Source organism: Lysobacter sp. cf310 (assembly GCF_900114355.1).
Taxonomy (GTDB): Bacteria; Pseudomonadota; Gammaproteobacteria; order Xanthomonadales; family Xanthomonadaceae; genus Lysobacter.
Genome location: NZ_FOSS01000001.1, coordinates 993,133 through 1,012,248 on the forward strand (window position 1 = coordinate 993,133; position 19,116 = coordinate 1,012,248).

Genomic DNA, 19,116 nt, shown 5'->3' on the forward strand with positions numbered 1-19,116 from the left:
CCAGTCGACGCGCTCCAACTTACAGGGCGCACGCCACCGTCAGCATGTACTCCTTCTCCGATCCACGCTGTACCGGTTTGAACGAAGTGTCCGGATTCAACAGCCTTTCCATCGCGCGCCCGCGTCCGCCCGAATCGGGGTAGAGCACGATGTCGACCACCGAGACCTCTTTCTTGCCGCATTTGAACCGCATGAGCGACGTGGACGATTTCGCGCCTGAAGTATCGCTGGGCTCGTGATCCGACAATGAATCGATCTGAATGAACGCCGCCCCTTTTACCAGGCTGTCCTTGATGAAATAGACCGGTATGCCGTGGCGGTTGTCGTACAACTTGATCAAGCGGCCCGACTTCTGCGTGGGCGCCGCAGCCGAATCCGCCCCCCATCCGATCGACGCCACCAACGCGACCAGCGCCAACGCTGCGAACCGCTGCCTCATACCCACCCCGCTATTGAACGTCCGGCACTGTCGACTGGTGGATCAGCCGGCTTGCTCAGGCATGTCCGGCTGATTCTCCGGCCGCGCCGCGTCGAACGCGGGCAGCTCCAGGCAGGCCTGCTCGATCCGCACGATGGTCGGGAAATCGTCCAGCGGCACGCCGAAACGGCGCGCGTTGTAGACCTGCGGCACCAGGCAGCAGTCGGCCAGGGTCGGAGTGTCACCTTCGCAATAGCGCCCGGTGGACGGGTGGTCGGTCAGGGTCGCCTCGATCGCGCTGAAGCCTTCGCGCACCCAGTGCTTGATCCAGTCCTCGCGCTCCGGATGCGGCACGCTCCAGGTGCGGTCGAAGTACTGCAGCACGCGCAGGTTGTTGAGCGGGTGGATATCGCAGGCGATGGTCTGGGCCAGCGCGCGCACGCGCTGGCGGTCGCGCGCGGTGGCCGGCAGCAGCGACGGCTGCGGCCAGGTTTCGTCCAGGTATTCCAGGATCGCGATCGACTGCCGCATCTTGCGGCTGCCGTGCTCCAGCACCGGCACCAGACCCAGCGGATTGATCTCGCGATAGGCCTCGCTGTGCTGCTCGCCGCCGTTGCGGACCAGGTGCACCGGCACGATCTCGTACGCCAGGCCCTTGAGATTGAGGCCGATGCGCACCCGATAGGACGCGCTCGACCGCCAGTACGAATACAGCCTGAGTTGCTCGCCCACTGCCTGTCCCTGGATCTGCCGTCGTGCCTGGTCGATCGCCACCTTAGCCGGTGGCCGGCGCGCCGGGGATACCTCTCGTCCGGCGCGCCGCTGCCGTCAGGCGGAAGCCTGTTGCTCGATGCGCTGCTCGATCGCGCCGAAGATGCTGCGCCCGTCGGCGTCCAGCATCTCGATGCGCACGGTGTCGCCGAACTTCATGAACGGGGTCAGGGGCTTGCCGTGCTCGAGGGTCTCGACCGTGCGGCGCTCGGCGAAGCAGGACGCGCCCAGCGAGGTGTCCTCGTTGGCGACGGTGCCCGAGCCGACGATGGTGCCCGCCGACAGCGGCCGGGTCTTGGCCGCATGCGCGACCAGCTGGGCGAAGTTGAACTGCATGTCGACGCCGGCCTCGGGCGCGCCGAACCACTCGCCGTTGATGTGGGTGAGCAGCGGCCGATGGACCTTGCTGTCCTGCCAGGCCTCGCCCAGCTCGTCCGGGGTCACGAACACCGGGCTCAGCGCCGAGCGCGGCTTGGACTGCAGGAAGCCGAAGCCCTTGGCCAGCTCGTTCGGGATCAGGTTGCGCAGCGAAACGTCGTTGACCAGGCCGATCAGCTGGATATGGGCGGCGGCCTGCTCCGGCGTGGCCGCCATCGGCACGTCGTCGGTCACGATCACCACCTCGGCTTCCAGGTCGATGCCGTAGTCCTCGCTGACCACCCGCACCGGATCGCGCGGGCCGTAGAAGCCGGCGCTGACCGCCTGGTACATCAGCGGATCGACGTAGAAGCTCTCCGGCACCTCGGCGCCGCGCGCGCGACGCACGCGCTCGACGTGCGGCAGGTAGGCGCTGCCGTCGACGAATTCGTAGGCGCGCGGCAGCGGCGAGGCCAGGGCGGCGTAGTCCAGATCGAACGCACCCTCGGCGTTGCCGGCGTTGAGCGCGTCGGACAGGGCGTTCAAGCGCGGCGCGGCGTTGGACCAGTCCTCCAGCGCGCGCTGCAGGGTGTCGGCGATGCCGCTGGCGCGCACGGCGCGGGTCAGATCGCGGGAGACGACGATCAGCGTGCCGTCGCGGCCGCCTTCCTTCAGGGAACCGAGCTTCATCCAGACCTCAAATCGCGGGGCGCCGCAGCGCAATGGTTTCAATTGTAACCGAATCGTCGCGGGCAACAGACCCGCGCGAATCGGCCCTCACCCTACCGGGCCTGGGCGTCGGCGGCGAGTCGGGGCGAGTTCCCGAAGCCCACCTCGCGACCGTTCGGCGCGACGATGCGGTTCGCCTTCGGCTCACCGCATCCTACGCAGCGTGGCGGCTGAGCCGTAAAAACAAAAAACCCGCCGGAGGGCGGGTTTCTTGTTGCCGATCCGCGCCGTCGCCGGCATGGATCGATCTTGTTGTGGCAGCCCCGGATGGATTCGAACCACCGAATGCCTGAGTCAGAGTCAGGTGCCTTACCGCTTGGCGACGGGGCTATAGAACAAATCTTAGCAAAAAACGCAGAATTGCGACTGCGATTAACGCTTCGAGAACTGGGTAGCGCGACGTGCCTTGTGCAGGCCGACCTTCTTACGCTCGACTTCGCGGGCGTCGCGGGTCATGAAGCCGGCCTTGCGCAGCTCGGACTTCAGGGATTCGTCGTACTCGACCAGCGCACGCGCGATGCCGAGGCGGATCGCACCGGCCTGGCCGGTGATGCCGCCGCCGGCGACCGTGACGTTGACGTCGAACTTGTCGCTGGACTGGGTCAGCTCGAGCGGCTGGCGCACGATCATGCGCGCGGTCTCGCGACCGAAGAACTCTTCGATCGAACGCTGGTTGATGGTGATCTTGCCCTCGCCCTTGCGCAGGTACACGCGAGCGGTGGAGGACTTGCGGCGGCCGGTGCCGTAGTTCTGCTGGATAGCCATGTGCGTGTCTTTACCTTAGATGTCCAACGGCTGCGGCTGCTGGGCAGCGTGCGGATGCTCGGAGCCCTTGTAGACCTTGAGCTTGCGATACATGGCGCGGCCGAGCGGATTCTTCGGCAGCATGCCCTTGACGGCGATCTCGATGACGCGCTCCGGGTGGCGCTCCAGCGCCTGGCCCAGGGTTTCGCTCTTCAGGTTGCCGACGTAGCCGGTGAAGCGGTGATAGATCTTGTCCTGGAGCTTGTTGCCCGTGACAGCGATCTTCTCGGCGTTGATCACCACGAGGTAATCGCCGGTATCCACGTGAGGGGTGTAGACGGGCTTGTGCTTGCCGCGCAGACGGCGCGCGAGTTCGGAGCTCAAGCGGCCGAGCGTTTTGCCCGACGCGTCGACGATGTACCAGTCGCGCTGGACGGTCTCGTTCTTAGCGGTAAAAGTCTTCATGGAAGTCTGCTATGGGTACCTGGTCGGGCTGATTTCGCGCATCTCCCCGACCTGCGATCAGGGCGGGCGCGGCGCGGAATTTCGCCTCGCGTTGTGAATGTGGAACGAAAGAGGCGGAATGATAGCGGGGTCAGCCCGGCCCTGCAAGTCGAGCTGAACCGGTGCTAGCATCGGGGGTCATGTCCGCCGCCCGCCCGCCTTCCGCCGACCCGCTGGTGGCGCTGGCCGACCGTTGCGTCCAGTGCGGGCTGTGCCTGCCGGCCTGCCCGACCTACGGCCACGACCGCCTCGAAGCCGAATCCCCGCGCGGGCGCATCGCCGTGGCGCGGGCCTGGGCGCTGGGCACGATCGAGCCCAGCGCGGTCGCAGACACTCACCTGGACCACTGCCTGGGCTGCCGCAGCTGCGAAGCCGTGTGCCCGGCCGGCGTGCAGTATGGCGAGTTGCTGGGCCTGGCGCGCAGTCGTCAGCGCCAGCGCCGCCCCGCCGGCCGCCGCCAACGCTGGATCGAGGCCCTGGCCGCGCGTCCGCGTGCGCTGCGCGCCCTGCTGGGGCTGTATCGGCTGGCCTACCCGGCCCTGCCCGGGGCCTGGCGGCCGCTGCCCAGACCGCCCTCTGTTCGCCCCGCGCCCGCGCTGCCGGCCGGGAACCCCTCCGGTGGCGAGGTCGCGCTATTCGTCGGCTGCGTCGCCGGGCCTTATGAGACGGCGCTGCGCGACGCGGTCGCGCGCCTCTGCCGCCATCTGGGCTATCGGATCCGCCCCATCCCCGCGCAAACCTGCTGCGGCAGCCTGCATGCGCATGCGGGCGACGCGACGCGCGCGCAGGCCCTGGGCGCGCGCAACCGCGCCGCCTTCGCGGGCGCGGACACCGTGCTGAGCCTGGCCAGCGGCTGCCACGAAGCCCTGGCACAGGCCCTGGCACCGCACATGCGCGTGCTCGATGCGATCGCCTTCCTCGAATCCCAGGCCGATGCGCTGCGCCTGCGCCCGCTGCGCGAACGCGTGGCCCTGCACCTGCCCTGCACCCAGCGCAACGTGGTCGGCTCGGTGCCGGCGCTGCGCCGCCTGCTGGCGCGCGTGCCCGGGCTGGACGTGGTCGAACTCGATGCCGGCTACGGCTGCTGCGGCGCGGCCGGCACCCAGATGCTGACCGAGCCCGAGCGCGCCGACGACTACCGCGCGCCGCTGCTGCGCCAGTTCGCCGACAGCGGCGCGAGCCGCCTGCTCAGCGCCAATATCGGCTGCCGGCTGCACCTGGGCGCGGCGCTGGCGACGCCGCCGCTGCATCCGCTGGAGTTCCTGGCCGGCCTGGTCGAGGACGCCGATTCACTGCCGGCGAACGCCGCCGCGCCGTAAACTGCGCGCATGACCACGATCCGCGAGCTGTCTCCCCTGGACCGCCTGCTCAGCGATGCGCAGCGCGCCCTCGACACCGTCTTCGGCGCGCCCCACGCCGCGCGCCCCAACCCGGCCGCCGACACCGCCCAGATCGAGCTCGACGACCAGGAACGCCGCCATGCCGCCGGCCTGATGCGCATCAACCACGTCGGCGAGGTTTGCGCGCAGGCGCTGTACTGCGGCCAGGCCGCGGTCGCGCGCGACGCGGCCACGCGCGAGCACCTGCTCGAGGCCGCGCAGGAGGAAACCGATCATCTGGCCTGGTGCGCGCAGCGCCTGGACGAACTCGACAGCCGCCCCAGCCTGCTCAACCCGCTGTGGTACGCCGGCAGCTACGCGATCGGCGCCCTCGCCGGCCTGCGCGGCGACGGCTGGAACCTGGGCTTCGTGGTCGAGACCGAACACCAGGTCGAGGCCCACATCGACGAGCACCTGGAATCGCTGCCGGAAGCCGACGCGCGCAGCCGCGCGATCCTGCGCACGATGAAGGAAGACGAGGCCCGCCATGCCGCCAACGCCGAAGCCGCCGGCGCGCGCCTGCTGCCGCCGCCGGTGCCCCGCCTGATGGCGGCGGCATCGAAGCTGATGAAGGCGGTGGCGTACCGCCTGTAGCGACACGACTGCGGCGGCCGCTTCGTGCGGGAGCCGAGGTGGATCGCGATACGCGGTTTGCCCCAGCAACGAAAAAGGCCGGCTTTCGCCGGCCTTTTCGCTAACGCGCGAACCCGATCAGTCGACCAAGTTGCGGCCGTGGAACAGCTCTTCGATCTCGCGCTTGAGCCGCGCCTCGATCTTCATGCGCTCCTTGAACGACAGGTTCTTGGCCTTCTCCTCGAACAGGTAGTTGTCGAGGTCGAATTCCTTCAGGTGCATCTTGGTGTGGAAGATGTTTTCCTGATAGACGTTGACGTCGAGCATCTCGTAGCGCGACTTCACGTTCTTGGCCAGGTAGTCCTGGATCGAGTTGATCTTGTGGTCGATGTAGTGCTTCTTGCCCTTCACGTCGCGGGTGAAGCCGCGCACGCGGTAGTCCATGACCACGATGTCGGACTCGAGGCTCTCGATCAGGTAGTTCAACGCCTTCAGCGGCGAGATCACGCCGCAGGTCGCCACATCGATGTCGGCGCGGAAGGTCGCGATGCCGTTGTCCGGGTGGGTCTCCGGATAGGTGTGCACGGTGATGTGCGACTTGTCCATGTGCGCGACCACGGCGTCGGAGATCACGCCCTTGGCGGCCGACTTGTCGATCACCGGCTCTTCCGAGATCAGGATCGTCACCGAAGCGCCCTGCGGATCGTAGTCCTGGCGCGCGATGTTGAGGATGTTGGCGCCGATGATGTCCGCCACATCCGTGAGGATCTGGGTCAGTCGATCGGCGTTGTAGGCCTCGTCGATGTACTCGATGTACCGCTGGCGCTGCTCTTCCGAGACCGCGTAGCAGACGTCGTAGATGTTGAACGAGAGGGCCTTGGTGAGGTTGTTGAAACCCTGCAACCTCAGGCGCGGCAACGGCTTGACCACGGTAGGGGGATCCCGGTCGGACGGCGAGGGCGTGGATTATGCGGCAAACGGCAGCGGGGGGAAACGCAGGCTGTCGTCCCGCTGTCACAAGTCGGAGGCCTGGGCGGCCAGGGGACTGCCCATATCGGCCCGGGGTGACGTAGAGTGCCGCAGGGTGACGCTATTTGCCCAATCCCCCGGTTCGTCCTAAGCTCACTCGATAACCTAAGCCCAATCCCATGTCCGCCAATCCGGTAGCCCCCTTGACTGCCCTGCGCCGAACCAATAGCCCGTTGCTGCCTGACGGCGCGACGATCGAACGCTTCCTGGCGCACTGCCACCGCCGACGCTACCCGTCGCGGACCGACGTGTTCCGCCCGGGGGACCCCGCCAGCACCCTGTATTACGTGGTTTCCGGCTCGGTGAGCATCATCACCGAGGAGGAAGACGGCCGTGAACTGGTGCTGGGCTACTTCGGCCCCGGCGAGTTCGTCGGCGAGCTCGGCCTGTTCATCGAGAGCGACCATCGCGAGGTGATCCTGCGCACGCGCAGCACCTGCGAGCTCGCCGAGATCGGCCACGAGCGCCTCTACGACCTGCTGCTGACCCGGCTGTCGCTGGACGCGCCCAAGCTGCTGTACGCGATCGGCGCCCAGATTTCGCGCCGCCTGCTCGACACCAGCCGAAAGGCCGGCCGCCTGGCCTTCCTGGACGTGACCGACCGCATCGTGCGCGCCCTGCACGACCTGGCCAAGGAACCCGAGGCCATGAGCCATCCGCAGGGCACCCAGCTGCGGGTGTCGCGCCAGGAGCTGTCGCGCCTGGTCGGCTGCTCGCGCGAAATGGCCGGCCGCGTGCTCAAGAAGCTCCAGGCCGACGGCAAGCTGCACGCCCGCGGCAAGACCGTCGTCCTGTACGGGACGCGCTGAGCCGCCCTTCCACGATGGGTCGCGCCGCCCCTTCCGCCGAGACCGCACCCCGGGTGCGTCCGGCGGAATTGGGCGATGCCCACGATGTCGCCCGCCTGCTCGGCGACCTGGGCTATCCCTGCAGCCGCGACGAAGCGGCCGAACGCATCGCCGTGGTCCGCCACGACCCGCGCCAGCACCTGCTGCTGGCCGAAATCGACGGCGACGCCTGCGGCCTGATCTCGCTCTACACCCTGTATTCGGTGGTCCACGGCACCGAGCTGGCGCGCATCACCGCGCTGGTGGTGTCGCCGGCCTGCCAGCGCCAGGGCATCGGCCGGCGCCTGCTGCGCGAGGTCGAGCTGATCTCGCGCCGCGTCGGCGTGACGCGCATCGAGGTCACCAGCAACCTGCGCCGCGACGAGGCGCACGCCTTCTACCGCGACTGCGGCTACAGCGACGGTTCGCTGCGGTTCGTGAAGGCGTTGGGCGACTAGCCCCGCCGGACAGCCGAGCGGGAGCGCTCGCAGGTGTGGCGAGCGCAGCGAACCGCACCGTCTCCGCCTCCTCAGCCCCCAACGATGCGGTTCGCTGCGCTCACCGCATCCTACGGCGCGGCGCCGGAAGGTCCGCGCCCGGCGCATTTGCGCGGTCGCGGCCCGCATCGCGCCTGCTTCAAGGCCATCGGCCTCTAAGACTTTAGTCGGGTGCGGAGAGCGCAGCGACCCGCGCCGTATGCGACCTCGATACCGCGCGGCGATGCGGTTCGCTGTGCTCACCGCATCCTACGGGACCGCCGCGGATCGGGCGGCTCGCCGCTGTGCGTGCTTGCGCGGACTGCGGCCCCACAACGGGGCGTCCTGGCTCTCTGTGGGAGCGGCGTAAGCCGCGATTACGAAACCCTGGCGATCTTTGCGAGGCCGCGGCCCTAGCCTGCCGCCGACGCCACCGCGTCGCCGCCACGGCCGGGGCAGCCCCAGTTGAGGATGGGCGTGCCCGGCGGCAGCACGCGCTGGAACATCGCAATGCGGCGCGCCTTGGGGTTGACCACCACCGGCCGGCGCGCGGCCTTGAGCAGCGGCAGGTCGGCGCTGCTGTCGGAATAGGCGACCTCGACCGGCGCGGTGTAGCCGGCCTCGCGCAGCATGCTCATCTTCATTTCGGAGTGGCAGTGGCGCAGCGCGCCGACCCCGCCCAGGCGCGGGCCGACCAGGGTGCCGACCACCGGCACGTCCTCGTGGGCGACGAAGGCCAGGATCGCACGCGCCAGTTCCGGCGGCGCGCCGGTGGCGATCACCACCCGGTCGCCGCGCTCGCGATGGTGGTGCAGCACGTCCAGCGCCACCGGCAGCAGGCGGCGGCGGATTTCGTCGGTGTGCACGGCCACGTAGCGGTCGATCACGCCGTTGAACTCGCGGCGCCCGCTCATGCCCACCGAACCGACCCAGACGAAGCCGCCGATGCCGACGCGCCGGGTCGGCAGGAACGCGATCAGCGGCCCGAACACCGGTGCGATCAGCAGCGCCAGCACCTGCCGCCACCACGCGCGCCGGATCAGCCAGGCGAACAGATGGCTGCCCGAGTCGCCGTCGTAGAGGGTGTGGTCGAAGTCGAACACCACCAGCGGCGCGTCCTCGCGCGCGGGCGGAAAGCGCCCCGCCGCGCTCATGCCGCGAACAGCCGCTGCAGAGCCGCACCCGGGTCGCGCTCGCGCATGAAGCTTTCGCCGATCAGGAAGGTTTCGATGCCGGCGCCGCGCATCTTGGCCACGTCGGCGCCGGTGGCGATGCCGCTCTCGGTGACCAGGGTGCGATCGCGCGGCACCGCGTCGCGCAAGGCGATGGTGGTGTCCAGCGAGACCTCGAAGGTGCGCAGGTTGCGGTTGTTGACGCCGATCAGCTCGCAATCGGTCTGCAGCGCGCGTTCCAGCTCGTCGATGTCGTGAACCTCGACCAGCACGTCCATGCCCAGCTCCATCGCCAGGCCGGCCATTTCGATCATCGGGCCGTCTTCGAGCGCGGCCACGATCAGCAGGATCGCGTCGGCGCCGATCACCCGCGCCTCGTAGACCTGGTAGGGATCGATGGTGAAGTCCTTGCGCAGCACCGGCAGCGCGCAGGCCGAACGCGCCTCGCCCAGGTAGAGGTTGCTGCCCTGGAAGAAATCCACGTCGGTCAGCACCGACAAGCAGGCCGCGCCGCCGGCCTCGTAGCTGCGCGCGATCTGCGCGGGCTGGAAGTCGGCGCGGATCAGGCCCTTGGACGGGCTGGCCTTCTTGACCTCGGCGATCACCGCGGCCTCGCCGGCGGCGTGCTTGCGCTTGATCGCGTCGACGAAGCCGCGCGTGGGCGCCTGCTGCGCCGCGCGCGCGCGCAGGTCGTCCAGCGAGCGCACCCGGCTGCGCTGTTCGATCTCCTCGACCTTGCGGGCCAGGATCGTGCGCAGAACATCGGTCATTCCATCATCTCCACATCGCCCGTCAGGGGCTGGCCGGGGCGCCATTGTCCCAGTTGCAGCCGATCGAGCAAGACGACGACCGCCTCGCGGGCCTCGCTGTTGTGGACGGGCAGCACCAGGACGTCGCCCGGCCCGGCCCAGCGCAGCAGGCGGGTGGCGGCCTCGACCTCGTCCAGGCAGACCTCCAGCGCGCCCTCGGCCAGGCCGCGGCGGCGCAGCTCGTCGCCCAGGATCGCGGCGACCTCGCCCGCGGCGCGGCCACGCATATAGCCCTCCAGATCCTTGAGCACGACCCGGTCCGGCCGGAAACCGGCCGCGACCGCCGCCAGTTCGCGGATGTCGCGGTCCTCGCGGTTGCCGGCCTGGCCCAGCAGCAGGCCGAGCCGGCGCCCGGGCCGGGCCGCGACCTCGAGCAGCTTGCCCAAGCCGTCGGGGTTGTGGGCGTAGTCCAGGTAGACCTCGCTGTCGCCGTAGGTCCAGCGCTGCAGGCGCCCGGGGTTGTCGCCGGGCGCGGCGCCGAACCGCGCCAGCACCTGGGCGATGCGCTCGGGTGCGACGCCCAGCGCCGCCGCCGCGAGCGCGGCGCCGGTCAGGTTGGCGAGGTTGTAGGCCACGCGCCCGCCCAGGGTCAGCGGCATCGCGGCGACCTCGCCCAGGTCGTGATCGCGGCCTTCGTAATGCAGGCGCAGGCGGCCGTCGCGCACGCCGCAGGTCGCGCCGCCTTGCTCGCGGTGCGCGCGCAGGCGCGGGTGCGACTCGTCCAGCGCGAACCAGCCGATCCGGTGCGGCAGCGCCGCGCCATGCCGCACCAGCAGTTCGTCTTCGGCGTTGAGCACCAGCAGGCCGTCCTCGGCCAGGCCGCGCGCGACCGTGAGCTTCACCTGCGCCAGATCGTCGAGGTTGTGGATGCCGTACTCGCCGAAATGATCGGGGCTGATATTGGTGACCAGGGCCACGCGCGCGCGCTGCGGGGTGAGGCCGCGGCGCAGCAGCCCGCCGCGCGCGGTCTCCAGGATTGCCGCCTCCACGTCGGGGCGGCGCAACAGCGTGCGCGCGCCGACCGGGCCGGAGTAGTCGCCGCCGTCGATGCACTCGCCGTCGACGTACAGCCCATCGGTGCTGCTGTGGGCGGTGTGCCAGCCCTGCGCGCGCGCCATCGCGGCGAGCACGCGCACGCTGGTGGTCTTGCCGTTGGAGCCGGTGACGATGGCCTTGGGGATGCCGTGCAGTTGCGGCCAGGGCACTGCGTCGGCCGTCGGCAGCGCATCCAGGCCCCAGGTACGACTGCCGGCACCCTCGCCCAGCGACAGCGCATCATCGTCGCTGTAGGCCAGCACCGCATGCGTTTGCGCCAGCTCGATCAGTCCGATCACGTCGGGACGCGCCTCCGCGCGCGCCGAGGCCTGCAGCGTGCGCAAGGCATTGTCGCGATCCCAATACGCCGCGTGTCCGGGCGCATGCGGCGGCAACGCGGCCTGCTCGACCGGACCGGTCACGTCGATCCACGCCCATTCGTTGATTTCGGTGGCGCTGTACAGGCAATCGACCGGCGCGACGAAGGCCAGGGATGCGCCGCTGGCGTGTTCGCGCACGACGATGTCGCCTGCTTGCGGCCAGCGCAACAGATCGCGCGCTTCGGCGACGTTCCGCCGCCAGCGCGCGAGCGCGGACGCCTGCGGCCGCTCGCCCCGCGTCTCCAGCACCGCGCCAGGCCGATCGAAATACAGATTCGCGCCAGTCAACCGGCGCGAATCCTCGAACGGAAACTCGTACTCCGGTAGCGCGGCCGCTGGGTTGGACTCAGCCGTCACTCAATCGCTCTCTTCGCGTTCGAAGCGCAGGCCGCGTTCGTCGCGGACCACGCCTTCCATGGCCGCGACCACGGCCTCGTCCAGGGTCTGCTCCAGCGGCGGCAGCTCGATGCGCGCGGTCGCCGCGGCCACGCCGCCCTCGGGTTGGAAATGGATGATCTGCTTCCACGAGCGCGCCAGCGCGTCGGCGAACACCAGCAGCAGGTCGCCGGATTGGGCCATGCGCAGGGCGGCGTCGATCGCGGCCTGCTCGTCGGGAATGATGGTGATCGCGGCCTCGCTCACGCCGCGCGCCTGCAGGGCCTTGGCGATGATGCGCGGCACCTCGTCGCCGTCGCGCCCGCGCAGGCCGTCGTCGCGGCGGCAGACGTAGTGGTCGAACTTGCCGGCCACGGCCTCGGCGATCGCGTGCAGGTCCTCGTCGCGGCGGTCGCCGGGGCCGGCGACCACCACCAGACGGCGTCCGGCCACGTCCAGGCGCTGGGCCAGATCGGCCATCACCCCGACCGCGTGCGCGTTGTGGCCGTAGTCCATGAGCACCTTGAACGGATGCTCGTTGTAGACGTTCATGCGCCCCGGCGCCTGGAAGAAGGTGGTGTCGAAGGTGCGCAGGCCGTGGCGGATCGCGTCCAGCTTCATGCCCAGCGAGAACGCCATCGCCGCGGCCACCATCGCGTTCTGCACGTTGTGCAGGGCGCGGCCTTCCATCGTGGCCGGGATCAGGTGGGTCCACAGCAGCGGGATGTGGCTGCCCTTGTCGTACAGCGTGATCATGTGGCCGTTGACGCCGGCTTCGAGCGCGCAGGCGCGGCCGCCGGCGCGGATGTGCTCGCGCACCAGCGCGTGGGCCGGATTCATGGTGACGTAGCAGATCACCTTGGCGTCGGTGTAGGCCGACATCTTCAGCACGTTGGGATCGTCGGCGTTGAGCACCGCGCAATCCTTGGCCACTTCCACCACCACGCGCTTGACCTCGGCCAGCTGCTCCAGGGTGTCGATGCCCTTCAGGCCCAGATGGTCGGACTGGATGTTGATGACCGCGCCGACGTTGACCTCGGACACGCCCATGCCGGCGCGCAGCAGGCCGCCGCGCGCGGTTTCCAGCACCGCCAGGTCGATCTGCGGATCCGACAGCACCATGCGCGCCGACACCGGCCCGGTCATGTCGCCCTCGACCGTGCGCTGGCCGTCGATGTAGACGCCGTCGGTGGTGGTGAGGCCCGGGGTGTAGCCGGCCATCTTGGCGATGTGCGCCAGCATGCGCGCGGTGGTGGTCTTGCCGTTGGTGCCGGTGACCGCGGCGATCGGCACGCGCGACGGCGTACCGGGCGAGAACAGCATGTCGATCACCGGGCCGGCGGCGTCGCGCGGCGTGCCTTCGCTGGGCGCGACGTGCATGCGGAAGCCCGGCGCGGCGTTGATCTCGCAGATGCCGCCGCCGGCGTTCTTGTAGCTCTCGGCGATATTGGGCGAGATGAAGTCGACGCCGCCCACGTCCAGGCCGATCGCGCGCACCGCGCGCACCGCCATGTCGCGGTTGTCGGGATGGATGATGTCGGTGACGTCGGTGGCGGTGCCGCCGGTGGACAGGTTGGCGGTGGAGCGCAGGTAGACGACCTCGTCGTCGGCCGGCACCGACTCGGCGGTGTAGCCGACCCGCTCCATCATCAGCGCGGCTTGAGCGTCGAGTTCCAGCCGGGTCAGCACCTTCTCGTGGCCGACGCCGCGGCGCGGGTCCTGATTCACCGCCTCGACCAGCTCGGCGATCGTGCGCTGGCCGTCGCCGACCACGTGGCCGGGCGTGCGCCGGGTCGCGGCGATCAGCTCGCCGTTGACCACCAGCAGGCGGTGGTCGTCGCCGCCGACGTAGGTCTCCACGATCACCGAGCGCGAATGCTCGCGCGCGGCCTCGAAGCCGGCGCGGATCTCGTCCTCGCTGGAAATGTTGATGGTGATGCCGCGGCCGTGGTTGCCGTTGTAAGGCTTGGTCACCACCGCGCCGCCGAGCTTGCGCGCCGCGCGCACCGCGCCCGAGGCGTCGGTGACCAGCTCCTGGCGCGGCACCGGCAGGCCCAGCGAGGCCAGGATCTTGTTGGTCTCTTCCTTGTCGCTGGCCAGCTCGACCGCGATGTGCGGGGTGCGGCCGGTGACCGTGGCCTGGATGCGCTGCTGGTACTTGCCGTGGCCGAACTGGATCAGCGACTGCGTGTTCAGGCGCAGCCACGGAATCCCGCGCTCCTCGGCCGCGCGCACCAGCGAAGCGGTCGACGGGCCCAGCGCGCGGCGCTGGGCGTAGCGGATGAAGTCGTCGCGCGCCGATTCCCAATCCCAGTCCTCGGGCACGCTGCCGGCCGGACGCAGTTCGACCGGCAGCAGCGAGCTGAGCAGCTTCAGACCGAGCTCGCCGGCGGCGATGCCCTCCTCGCGCTGGGCGTACTCGTAGACCACCGAGTACACGCCGGGGCGGTCGTCGCCGACGCTGCGGGTCTTGCCGAAGGTGACGTTTTCGCCGGCGACGTTCTGCAGCTCGATGGCCACGTGTTCGAGCACGTGGCCCAGCCAGGTGCCGTCGTCCTCGCGCAGGCGGCGCACGAAGCCGCCGGGCGCGCGGTAGGAGCAGCCGTGCTCGGCCAGGCCGGGCAGCGCCGCCAGCAGGCCGTCGACGAAGGCCGGCCCCAGGCGCGCGGTCGGCCAGGCCTCCAGCGCCTGCAGGTCCAGTTCCAGCCGTATGACCGGAAAATGCGCATACAGCGAAGGGCCGACGTAGACGGTGCGTTCGAGTATGCGCATGTGAACCTCACTTCATGTCTTGGGTGGTGCCAGCGAACCGGCGGATGCTTTGCGGGTGTTGAGATTGAACGTGGCGCCCCTGGTGAGGATATGCACGCCCAGGCCGAGCAGGCACACCGGCTCGTTCTCGCCGACCAGGTGCATGGACGAGAACTGCAGGCCGTCGGCGTCGACCACGGTGACCGAACCGCTGCCCTCGACCTCGATCGTGTTGTCGGGCGCGATGAAGGCCGCCGTGTCCTCGTCCAGACCGATCCCGACCGCGAACGGGTTGTAGGCCAGCGACGCCACCAGACGGCCGAGACGGTCGCGCTGACGGAAGTGCTGGTCGATCACCACGCGGTTGGTCAGACCCAGGCCCGGCGCGAGCCGGACGCTGTTGGCGCGCGGCGACGCCCCTTCGACACCGTAAGCGATCATGTGCTCGCTGAGAATACTGGCGCCGGCGCTGGTGCCGCCGACGGTCACGCCCTGCGCGTTGCGGGCACGGATCGCTTGCGCCACCGGTGTGCCGCCCAGCAGGGTCGAAATCCGCACCTGGTTGCCGCCGGTGAAGAAAATACCGCTGGCGCGCTCGATCCGGCGCACCCGGCCCGGCTCGTGGCAGTCGCGACGGGTGTCGAAGTCCATCACCTCGACCTGCGCCGCGCCGAGCTCGCTGAACAGCTTCTCGTAACGATCGCCGGTATCGGCCAGACGGCTGGCCGTGGGAATCACCACGATATCGGCCGAGCGGCCGCCGCTGACCTGGAGGAAACGCCGCAGGATGGCGGTGTCGTTCTCTTTGTCTTCCGCTCCGCCGATCGGAACGATCCAACCCCGTTGTTCGCCATCGGGGATTCTGCTGGGTGCCATCTACTTGCTCGCTTCTACTTAAACTTGATCGGATTGCCGCGACGGGGTTTCGAACTGGCCGTGGCGCAGCACCGCGCCATCGCGCACGTGCGCCGTCCCGCCTATGAACACATCATGCGCCGCCCCGCCCGCGTCCAGGGCGACCAAGTCGGCATCGGCGCCGACCTCGATCCGGCCCTTCGCGTCCAGACGCAGCAGGCGCGCGGGGTTGAGGGTGTAGGCGGGCAAGGCGCGCTCCAGCGCGACGCCGCGCGCGAGCACCGCGTTCAGGCTGTCCAGCAGCGCGCCCGACTCGCCCACGTCCATGCCGCACACGCGCCCGTGCGCGTCGAAACAGGGCAGGCAGCCGCCGGCATCGGAGCTCACCGTTACCCGCTCCGGCGGCGCGCCGCTGTCGAGGTAGCGCTGCAAGGCCTCGTCGGCGCTCCAGGCGTCCTCGCCCTCCTCGACCGGGAACGCGGTCAGATCGACCCAGCAGCCGCGGCGCGCGAGCGCCAGCGCTTCCTCGAACAGCGCCTTGCGCCGGTTGACGTGGGTGGGGTTGAACACGCGCGCCGGCAGTTCGCTGCGCTCCAGGGCCTGGCGCACCAGCTCCAGCCCGCGCGCGCCGTCGCCCAGATGCAGATGCACGATGCCGGCCTTGCCGGTCATCAAGCCGGCCACGTGCGCTTCCGAGGCCAGTCGCAGCAGTTCGTCCAGGGTCGGCTGGCTGGAGCGGTGATCGCTGATCGCGACCTCGCCTACGCCGAGCAGGGGTTCGATGAAGGCCACATCGCCGCGCACGCTGCCGGTCAGGGTGGCCGGCGGCAGGTGGTAGCCGCCGCAATAGCCCCAGGCGTTCAAGCCTTCCTCGCGCAATGCGTAAATCGCCGCGACCAGCTCGCGCGTGCTGCGTGCCAGATCGTCGGTGCCGAGCAGGCCGACCACGCTGGTCACGCCGGCGCGGGTGTAACGCGACAGCATCGGCGCGGGCACGCGGGTGCGGAAACCGGCTTCGCCGCCGCCGCCGGTGACGTGCACATGGCCGTCGATCAGCCCCGGAATCAGACGCCGGCCTTGCAGGTCGATGCTGTCGACCAACCACTCGGCCGGCACGGACGGCGCATCGGCGCCCATCCACAGGATCTTGCCGCCGCCCAGCAGCAGGTGCTGCCGGCCCAGCGGCTGCGGCGCGTACACCTCGGCGTTGCGCAGCAGGCGCAATCCGGCATGCGCGGCCTTACTCATCTTGCGGTCCCCTGCTCCAGCCGTACGCGCGCTCGACCTTGGCCACGCGCAATTCGTAGCGACCATACCAGTGTTTGCGGCCGCGTTCGCGGGTGGCGGCGTGCTCGAGATTGCGCTTCCAGGCCACGATCGAGGCCTCGTCCGCCCAGTAGCTGACGGTGATGCCGAAGCCGTCCGCACCGCGCGTGGATTCGACGCCGAGATAGCCGGGCTGCTGCGCGGCCAGCTCGACCATGCGCTCGGCGGCCTCGCCGTAGCCGGCGTCGTCCTGATCGGTGCGTCGCGAGCTGAAGATCACCGCGTAATACGGCGGCGTGGGCAGTGTGGCGAAGGGATCGCTCATGGTCGGGCTCGCTGGCGAAGGCTGGCGAAAGAGCTCAGGACGCGAGTCGCTGGGTCGCGGCGACGAACTCGTCCAGTTTGGCGCGCGCGGCGCCGGAAGCGAGCGCGGCGCGTGCGCTCGCGATGCCCTCGGCGATGCTGTCGACGGTGCCGGCCGCGTACAGCGCGGCGCCCGCGTTGAGGGCGACGATCTCGCGCGGCAGGCCGTCGCGGTTCTCCAGCGCCTGCAGCAGCATGGCCTTGGACTCGGTCGCGTCGGCCACGCGCAGATTGCGGCTGGCGGCCATGGCGATGCCGAAGTCCTCCGGATGCACTTCGTACTCGCGCACCACCCCGTCGCGCAGCTCGCCGACCAGCGAGCCGGCGCCCAGCGACAGCTCGTCCATGCCGTCGCGGCCCCAGACCACCAGCGCGCGCTGCGCGCCCAGTTCCTGCAGCACGCGCACCTGGATGCCGACCAGATCGGGATGGAACACGCCCATCAGAATGCTGGGCGCGCTGGCCGGATTGGTCAGCGGGCCGAGGATGTTGAACAGGGTGCGCACGCCCATCTCGCGCCGCACCGGCGCGACCACCTTCATCGCCGGGTGGTGCACGGGCGCGAACATGAAACCGATGCCGGTGTCGGCGATGCACTGCGCGACCTGCTCGGGCTGCAGCTCGATCGCCGCGCCCAGGGCCTCGAGCACGTCGGCGCTGCCGGACTTGGACGAGACGCTGCGGTTGCCGTGCTTGGCGACCTTGGCGCCGGCCGCGGCGACCACGAACATGCTGGCGGTGGAGATATTGAAGGTGTGCGCGCCGTCGCCGCCGGTGCCGACGATGTCGACCAGGCCGCTGCGGTCGGCGACCTCGACCGGGCGCGCGAACTCGCGCAACACGGTCGCGGCGCCGGCGATTTCGCCGACGGTTTCCTTCTTCACGCGCAGGCCGGTGAGGATGGCCGCGGTCATGGTCGGCGAGACTTCGCCGCGCATGATCATGCGCATCAGCTCGACCATCTCGTCATGGAAGATCTCGCGGTGCTCGATCGTGCGCTGCAGCGCTTCTTGCGGGGTCAGGGGCATGGCGCGGTCCGGATTCAAAGCTCGGCGATCAGAGCGAAGCGTGTTCGAGGATTTCCTGGCCCATCAGGACGCAGTCGTCGCCGAGGCGGTAGTACTCCAGGCGCATCCGGTACTGGCCCTTGTAGACGTAGCCCCAGACTTCCAGCACGTCGAAGCGCTGCTTGGGATTGGCCGGATTGACGATGGACGGCAGTGGCTTGGCCGGGCCGGACACTTCGGCGCGGTCGTCGTCGTCGGTGTGGAAGGCCAGCAGCTTCTTGGCCTGAATCACCGCGTCGGCGGCGCAGGCCTTGCTGGACGGCTGGGTCGCCGCGTGCGCGCTGGCGCTCGATCCGGCCAACAGCGCAAGGGCGAAAACGAAGGGCATGCGGATCATCATCAACGCTCCAGGAAGTTCTTGAGCAGAGCGTGGCCGTGCTCGGTCAGGATCGACTCGGGGTGGAACTGCACGCCCTCGACCGGATGCTCGCGGTGGCGCAGGCCCATGATCTCCTCGAAGCTGCCGTCCTCGTGCTCGGTCCAGGCGGTGATTTCCAGGCAGTCCGGCAGGGTCTCGCGCGACACCACCAGCGAGTGGTAGCGCGTGGCTTCGTAGCGGTCGGGCAGCCCGGCGAACACGCCCTGCCCCTGGTGGCGGATGCGCGAGGTCTTGCCGTGCATGATGGTCTTGGCGCGGACCACGTCGCCGCCGTAGGCCTGGCCCAGGCTCTGGTGGCCCAGGCAGACGCCCAGGATCGGCACCTTCGCGCCGAGTTCGCGGATCAGGTCCAGCGATACGCCGGCCTCGTTCGGCGTGCACGGGCCGGGCGAGATCACGATCCGCTCCGGCTGCAGCGCCGCGATCTGCGGCACCGTCAGATCGTCGTTGCGGATCACCTTCACCTCCGCCCCCAGCGCCTGCAGGTACTGCACGAGGTTGTAGGTGAAGCTGTCGTAGTTATCGATCATCAGTACGGACATGACGCGTCTCGAAAGCGTTGGGGGCCGGGGCTGGGGGAGCGGAGATCGGGCTGCGAGCCGCCACGCGCGGACACATCCAGCGGCGGCCGCGGCTGCGCGGACGCCAGCCCACGATTATCCGGCCGCGGGCGGTCCACGGGAAATAACGATCGCGAGGGGGTGCGGCGCGGGGACGCGCGGCCGTCAGGCGAGGCTGGACAGCGGACGGCGCGGGCGTGGAGCGAAGGCGATGGAGTCACGCGGGGTTTCCCGGAAGGACGACGGAACGCAGACGGCGGCAGCACGCCACCATCGCCAGCCCGGGACGGCCTTGGA

Annotated in this window: 20 protein-coding genes and 1 tRNA gene; 4 read left to right on the forward strand and 17 right to left on the reverse strand. The window is 69.7% G+C overall.

Annotated elements, in window-relative coordinates; all coding sequences use genetic code 11:
- Positions 1 to 19 precede the first annotated feature (19 nt).
- From BMZ45_RS04310 to rplM, 6 genes are all read right to left on the reverse strand, one after another.
- On the reverse strand, positions 20 to 439 hold the full coding sequence (locus BMZ45_RS04310; protein ID WP_091632820.1) for a surface-adhesin E family protein: 420 nt from the start codon (positions 437 to 439) through the stop codon (positions 20 to 22).
- Between the two features lie 42 nt (positions 440 to 481).
- Positions 482 to 1,150 (reverse strand): maleylacetoacetate isomerase, encoded by a 669-nt coding sequence (gene maiA, locus BMZ45_RS04315; protein WP_091632822.1) that lies wholly within the window; start codon positions 1,148 to 1,150, stop codon positions 482 to 484.
- A gap of 96 nt (positions 1,151 to 1,246) precedes the next feature.
- The gene (locus BMZ45_RS04320; RefSeq protein WP_091632825.1) at positions 1,247 to 2,236 is read right to left on the reverse strand and encodes a fumarylacetoacetate hydrolase family protein; all 990 of its coding nucleotides are present in this window, start codon (positions 2,234 to 2,236) and stop codon (positions 1,247 to 1,249) included.
- A 294-nt stretch (positions 2,237 to 2,530) separates the two neighbouring features.
- Positions 2,531 to 2,605 (reverse strand) — tRNA-Gln (locus BMZ45_RS04325).
- Positions 2,606 to 2,647: 42 nt separating this feature from the next.
- A complete protein-coding gene (gene rpsI / locus BMZ45_RS04330) occupies positions 2,648 to 3,040 on the reverse strand; it encodes a 30S ribosomal protein S9 (RefSeq protein ID WP_091632827.1) in 393 nt (130 codons plus the stop codon).
- Positions 3,041 to 3,055: 15 nt separating this feature from the next.
- The gene (gene rplM, locus BMZ45_RS04335) at positions 3,056 to 3,484 is read right to left on the reverse strand and encodes a 50S ribosomal protein L13 (protein ID WP_056178849.1); all 429 of its coding nucleotides are present in this window, start codon (positions 3,482 to 3,484) and stop codon (positions 3,056 to 3,058) included.
- 179 nt (positions 3,485 to 3,663) lie between these two features.
- Between rplM and BMZ45_RS04340 the strand changes: the two genes are divergently transcribed.
- The gene (locus BMZ45_RS04340) at positions 3,664 to 4,842 is read left to right on the forward strand and encodes a (Fe-S)-binding protein (protein ID WP_091632829.1); all 1,179 of its coding nucleotides are present in this window, start codon (positions 3,664 to 3,666) and stop codon (positions 4,840 to 4,842) included.
- A 9-nt stretch (positions 4,843 to 4,851) separates the two neighbouring features.
- Positions 4,852 to 5,496, forward strand: coding sequence for a 2-polyprenyl-3-methyl-6-methoxy-1,4-benzoquinone monooxygenase (gene coq7, locus BMZ45_RS04345; protein WP_091632832.1), 645 nt, complete (start codon positions 4,852 to 4,854; stop codon positions 5,494 to 5,496).
- 117 nt (positions 5,497 to 5,613) lie between these two features.
- Here coq7 and speD read toward each other — a convergent pair whose 3' ends face one another.
- Entirely contained in the window at positions 5,614 to 6,405 is a 792-nt protein-coding gene (gene speD, locus BMZ45_RS04350) for an adenosylmethionine decarboxylase (protein ID WP_056178839.1), read from the reverse strand.
- A gap of 218 nt (positions 6,406 to 6,623) precedes the next feature.
- Between speD and crp the strand changes: the two genes are divergently transcribed.
- Positions 6,624 to 7,313: a cAMP-activated global transcriptional regulator CRP gene (gene crp, locus BMZ45_RS04355; protein WP_031371492.1), complete on the forward strand. Its 690-nt coding sequence runs from the start codon at positions 6,624 to 6,626 to the stop codon at positions 7,311 to 7,313.
- Between the two features lie 14 nt (positions 7,314 to 7,327).
- Positions 7,328 to 7,789: a GNAT family N-acetyltransferase gene (locus tag BMZ45_RS04360; protein WP_091632834.1), complete on the forward strand. Its 462-nt coding sequence runs from the start codon at positions 7,328 to 7,330 to the stop codon at positions 7,787 to 7,789.
- A 431-nt stretch (positions 7,790 to 8,220) separates the two neighbouring features.
- On the opposite strand, the gene BMZ45_RS04365 is transcribed toward BMZ45_RS04360, so the two are convergent.
- Genes BMZ45_RS04365 through BMZ45_RS04410 form a run of 10 tightly spaced genes read right to left on the reverse strand, consistent with a single transcriptional unit; the run spans position 8,221 to position 18,801 of the window.
- Entirely contained in the window at positions 8,221 to 8,961 is a 741-nt protein-coding gene (locus BMZ45_RS04365) for a haloacid dehalogenase-like hydrolase (protein WP_091632837.1), read from the reverse strand.
- Positions 8,958 to 9,749: an indole-3-glycerol phosphate synthase TrpC gene (trpC, locus tag BMZ45_RS04370; RefSeq protein ID WP_091632840.1), complete on the reverse strand. Its 792-nt coding sequence runs from the start codon at positions 9,747 to 9,749 to the stop codon at positions 8,958 to 8,960. Before trpC ends, BMZ45_RS04365 begins: the two co-directional genes overlap by 4 nt.
- On the reverse strand, positions 9,746 to 11,560 hold the full coding sequence (locus BMZ45_RS04375; protein ID WP_091632843.1) for a Mur ligase family protein: 1,815 nt from the start codon (positions 11,558 to 11,560) through the stop codon (positions 9,746 to 9,748). The genes trpC and BMZ45_RS04375 overlap by 4 nt, the downstream gene beginning before the upstream one ends.
- On the reverse strand, positions 11,561 to 14,350 hold the full coding sequence (cphA, locus tag BMZ45_RS04380; protein WP_091632845.1) for a cyanophycin synthetase: 2,790 nt from the start codon (positions 14,348 to 14,350) through the stop codon (positions 11,561 to 11,563).
- 12 nt (positions 14,351 to 14,362) lie between these two features.
- On the reverse strand, positions 14,363 to 15,205 hold the full coding sequence (locus tag BMZ45_RS04385) for a cyanophycinase (RefSeq protein WP_091632848.1): 843 nt from the start codon (positions 15,203 to 15,205) through the stop codon (positions 14,363 to 14,365).
- A gap of 18 nt (positions 15,206 to 15,223) precedes the next feature.
- Complete coding sequence (gene iadA, locus BMZ45_RS04390; protein WP_091632851.1) at positions 15,224 to 16,432, reverse strand: beta-aspartyl-peptidase; 1,209 nt, start codon at positions 16,430 to 16,432, stop codon at positions 15,224 to 15,226.
- Positions 16,425 to 16,775 carry an antibiotic biosynthesis monooxygenase family protein gene (locus tag BMZ45_RS04395; protein WP_091632853.1) on the reverse strand — a complete coding sequence of 117 codons (351 nt, stop codon included), beginning with the start codon at positions 16,773 to 16,775 and terminating at the stop codon, positions 16,425 to 16,427. The genes iadA and BMZ45_RS04395 overlap by 8 nt, the downstream gene beginning before the upstream one ends.
- A 34-nt stretch (positions 16,776 to 16,809) precedes the next feature.
- Positions 16,810 to 17,841, reverse strand: coding sequence for an anthranilate phosphoribosyltransferase (trpD, locus tag BMZ45_RS04400; RefSeq protein WP_091634083.1), 1,032 nt, complete (start codon positions 17,839 to 17,841; stop codon positions 16,810 to 16,812).
- Between the two features lie 28 nt (positions 17,842 to 17,869).
- Positions 17,870 to 18,208 (reverse strand): hypothetical protein, encoded by a 339-nt coding sequence (locus BMZ45_RS04405; RefSeq protein ID WP_217643142.1) that lies wholly within the window; start codon positions 18,206 to 18,208, stop codon positions 17,870 to 17,872.
- Between the two features lie 11 nt (positions 18,209 to 18,219).
- On the reverse strand, positions 18,220 to 18,801 hold the full coding sequence (locus BMZ45_RS04410; RefSeq protein ID WP_091632856.1) for an anthranilate synthase component II: 582 nt from the start codon (positions 18,799 to 18,801) through the stop codon (positions 18,220 to 18,222).
- Positions 18,802 to 19,116 lie beyond the last annotated feature (315 nt).

Coding starts and splice junctions, on each gene's coding strand:
- crp (WP_031371492.1), top strand. CDS start 6,624: ATGTCCGCCAATCCGGTAGCCCCCTTGACTGCCCTGCGCCGAACCAAT.
- BMZ45_RS04310 (WP_091632820.1), bottom strand. CDS start 439: ATGAGGCAGCGGTTCGCAGCGTTGGCGCTGGTCGCGTTGGTGGCGTCG.
- cphA (WP_091632845.1), bottom strand. CDS start 14,350: ATGCGCATACTCGAACGCACCGTCTACGTCGGCCCTTCGCTGTATGCG.
- BMZ45_RS04360 (WP_091632834.1), top strand. CDS start 7,328: ATGGGTCGCGCCGCCCCTTCCGCCGAGACCGCACCCCGGGTGCGTCCG.
- trpD (WP_091634083.1), bottom strand. CDS start 17,841: ATGCCCCTGACCCCGCAAGAAGCGCTGCAGCGCACGATCGAGCACCGC.
- BMZ45_RS04395 (WP_091632853.1), bottom strand. CDS start 16,775: ATGAGCGATCCCTTCGCCACACTGCCCACGCCGCCGTATTACGCGGTG.
- BMZ45_RS04320 (WP_091632825.1), bottom strand. CDS start 2,236: ATGAAGCTCGGTTCCCTGAAGGAAGGCGGCCGCGACGGCACGCTGATC.
- rplM (WP_056178849.1), bottom strand. CDS start 3,484: ATGAAGACTTTTACCGCTAAGAACGAGACCGTCCAGCGCGACTGGTAC.
- BMZ45_RS04365 (WP_091632837.1), bottom strand. CDS start 8,961: ATGAGCGCGGCGGGGCGCTTTCCGCCCGCGCGCGAGGACGCGCCGCTG.
- coq7 (WP_091632832.1), top strand. CDS start 4,852: ATGACCACGATCCGCGAGCTGTCTCCCCTGGACCGCCTGCTCAGCGAT.
- trpC (WP_091632840.1), bottom strand. CDS start 9,749: ATGACCGATGTTCTGCGCACGATCCTGGCCCGCAAGGTCGAGGAGATC.
- BMZ45_RS04385 (WP_091632848.1), bottom strand. CDS start 15,205: ATGGCACCCAGCAGAATCCCCGATGGCGAACAACGGGGTTGGATCGTT.
- BMZ45_RS04410 (WP_091632856.1), bottom strand. CDS start 18,801: ATGTCCGTACTGATGATCGATAACTACGACAGCTTCACCTACAACCTC.
- rpsI (WP_091632827.1), bottom strand. CDS start 3,040: ATGGCTATCCAGCAGAACTACGGCACCGGCCGCCGCAAGTCCTCCACC.
- iadA (WP_091632851.1), bottom strand. CDS start 16,432: ATGAGTAAGGCCGCGCATGCCGGATTGCGCCTGCTGCGCAACGCCGAG.
- BMZ45_RS04340 (WP_091632829.1), top strand. CDS start 3,664: ATGTCCGCCGCCCGCCCGCCTTCCGCCGACCCGCTGGTGGCGCTGGCC.
- BMZ45_RS04405 (WP_217643142.1), bottom strand. CDS start 18,208: ATGCCCTTCGTTTTCGCCCTTGCGCTGTTGGCCGGATCGAGCGCCAGC.